The following is a 2,609-nucleotide window of genomic DNA, read 5'->3' on the forward strand; positions in this document are numbered from 1 at the left end:
GGGGGAGCGGGTCTCATGCTGGCCGTCTCGCGGCGAGCAAGCGTGGCTCTCCCCGAACGCCGATCATCTCGCCCCACTTTCCTCTCTCCACCTGACGAGAGCCGCAGACTTTCCGTCTCGGGGGAGGGTAGGCCAGTGAGCGAGACCGACCTCTCCGTTCCGTTTCGCCGGCGCGCGGGCGAGGCCCTCCGGGACGCGCACCTCCAGGAGGCGCTGACGATCGCGACGACGAAGTTCATCGGGCTCCAGCGCGAGGCGTTCGGCGAGTTCCCGGAGGGCGACCGCCTGCGCGACCTCGCGCGGGAGATCAAGGAGGCGACGCTCCAGCGGCTCGACCGCTATCTCGGCGAGCTCGTCGACAACGTCGAGCGGCTCGGCGGGCGCGTCCACTACGCGACGACGGCCGAGGAGGCGCGCCGAGTCGTCCTGGACATCGCGACCCGCACGGGAGCGCGGATGGCCGTGAAGTCGAAATCCATGGCGACCGAGGAGATCCACCTGAACGAGGCGCTCGAGGCGGCGGGCGTGACCGCGGTCGAGACGGACCTGGGCGAGTACATCATCCAGCTCGCCCACGAGCGTCCGTCGCACATCATCGCGCCGGCGATCCACAAGACGAAGGGCCAGGTCGCCGACCTCTTCGCGAAGGAGCTCGGGCGCCGGGTGGCGGCCGACCCCGAGGTGCTGACGCAGATCGCGCGGGGCGAGCTCAGGGAGAAGTTCCTGCGCGCGGACCTCGGGATCACGGGCGCCAACTTCGCAATCGCCGACACCGGGACCGTCGTGCTCGTGACCAACGAGGGCAACGGCCGGATGGTGACCTCGCTGCCGCGCGTCCACGTCGCGGTCATGGGGGTCGAGAAGGTCGTGCCCTCGATGACCGACCTCATGGTCTTCCTCCAGATCCTCGCCAAGAGCGCGACCGGTCAGAAGATGTCCGTCTACACGACGCTCGTGCGCGGCCCGCGGCGGGCAGGGGAGCTCGAGGGGCCCGAGGAATTCCACCTGGTGCTCCTCGACAACGGGCGGATCCGCCAGCTCGCGGGGACCCTCCGCGAGGCGCTCTACTGCCTGCGCTGCGGCGCGTGCCTCAACGTCTGCCCCGTCTACCGTCAGATCGGCGGCCACGCCTACGGCTACACCTACCCCGGGCCCATCGGGATCCTCTTGACGGCGATGCTGGAAGGCCCCGCCTCGGTGAAGGACCTCGCGCACGCGTCCTCGCTCTGCGGCGCCTGCGTCGACGCGTGCCCGGTGAGGATCGACATCCCGAAGATGCTCGTCGAGCTCCGCCACGAGGTGGCCGCGAAGCGCCTCGCGCCCTGGACCGAGCGGGTCGCGTACGGGCTGCTCGCGCGGCTCCTCGCGAGCCCACGCCTCTACCGGTGGGCGAAGCCCGTCGCCCGGCTCCTCCAGCGCCCGTTCGTCCGGGACGGCGCGATCCGCCGCGTGCCGCTCTTCGACGAGTGGACGCGCACGCGCGATCTCCCCGCGGTCGCCGCGCGCACCTTTCAGGAGCGCTGGAGAGAATTGGTGAAAGAGGAACGGAGCCAATGACGACGCGCGCCGAGTTCTTCTCGCGGATCAGCGCCGAGATGGCGAAGACGCGCGGCCTCTTCCCCGCGCGCACGGCGCCGCGCCCCGCCGACCCGCGCGCGGTCGCCGGCACGATCCGGCGCGAGCTCGCGGAGCGCTGGCCGGCCGCGCTCGAGCGCTTCCGTCGCGAGTTCGAGCGTGTGGGCGGCGTGTTCTACCGGGTCGCCGCCTTCGCCGACGTGCCCCAGGTCGTCGCGGGGATCGCGCGCGAGCGCGAGGTGCGGCGCCTCGTCGCCTGGGACGCGCGCGAGCTCGGTGGCGACCTCCTGCCGGCGCTCGAGGCGCGCGGCCTCGATCCCGTCGCGATGCCGCCGGGCGAAGTCTCCGCGGAGGAGCGGGCACGGCTTCGCCGGGTCGTCGCCGACGCCGAGCTCGGGCTCACCGGGGCGGACCTCGCGATCGCCGAGACGGGCACCCTCGTCCTGCGCTCCGGCGCGGGCCGCCCGCGCTCCACGTCGCTGCTCCCGCCCTGCCACATCGCGGTGTTCGACCGGGCGGCGCTCGTCGAGTCGCTCGGCCAGGCCGGCGTCGTCCTCGAGCTCTGGCACCGGGAGGAGCCGCCGGGCACGGGCGGGGCCGTCAACTTCATCACGGGCCCGAGCCGGACGGCCGACATCGAGCTGACGCTCACGCGCGGCGTGCACGGGCCAAAGGAAGTCCACGCAATCTTCGTCGAGGCGCCGCTCCATGGCTGACCGCTACTTCTCGCCCGCAGAAGTCGAGAAGCTGATCCCCGTGCTCACGCGCATCATGAACGACGTGATGAACGCGGCCAGGGAGGCGGGCAGCGCGCGCGAGCGCCGGGAGACCGAGCGCCAGCGGATCGCGCTCGCGGGCGGCGGCGTGCTCGACCGCGGCGCCTGGGTCGCGGACACCAAGCTCGCGGAGCAGCTCACGCGGCGGGTGCGCGAGGGGCTCGACAGGGTCGTGGGGCTCGGCGGCGCGCCGAAGGACCTGGCACTCGGCCTCGTGGACTTTCCCCACCTGCGCGACGGGCACGAGGTGAACCTCTG

General features: G+C 72.6%; 3 protein-coding genes. All 3 read left to right on the plus strand.

Features of this window, described 5'->3' with window-relative positions:
• Positions 1-135 precede the first annotated feature (135 nt).
• Positions 136-1,557, plus strand: coding sequence for a LutB/LldF family L-lactate oxidation iron-sulfur protein (locus tag VKG64_08760; GenBank protein ID HKB25130.1), 1,422 nt, complete (start codon positions 136-138; stop codon positions 1,555-1,557).
• Positions 1,554-2,291: a lactate utilization protein gene (locus VKG64_08765; GenBank protein HKB25131.1), complete on the plus strand. Its 738-nt coding sequence runs from the start codon at positions 1,554-1,556 to the stop codon at positions 2,289-2,291. The genes VKG64_08760 and VKG64_08765 overlap by 4 nt, the downstream gene beginning before the upstream one ends.
• The coding region (locus VKG64_08770) for a DUF2203 family protein (protein HKB25132.1) at positions 2,284-2,609 on the plus strand (326 nt) is incomplete at its 3' end. The genes VKG64_08765 and VKG64_08770, both read left to right, overlap by 8 nt.

This window comes from Candidatus Methylomirabilota bacterium (assembly GCA_035260325.1).
GTDB lineage: Bacteria > Methylomirabilota > Methylomirabilia > Rokubacteriales > CSP1-6 > AR19.

Excerpts from the sequence above, each read along its gene's own strand:
- VKG64_08765 (HKB25131.1), top strand. The coding sequence starts at position 1,554 with ATGACGACGCGCGCCGAGTTCTTCTCGCGGATCAGCGCCGAGATGGCG.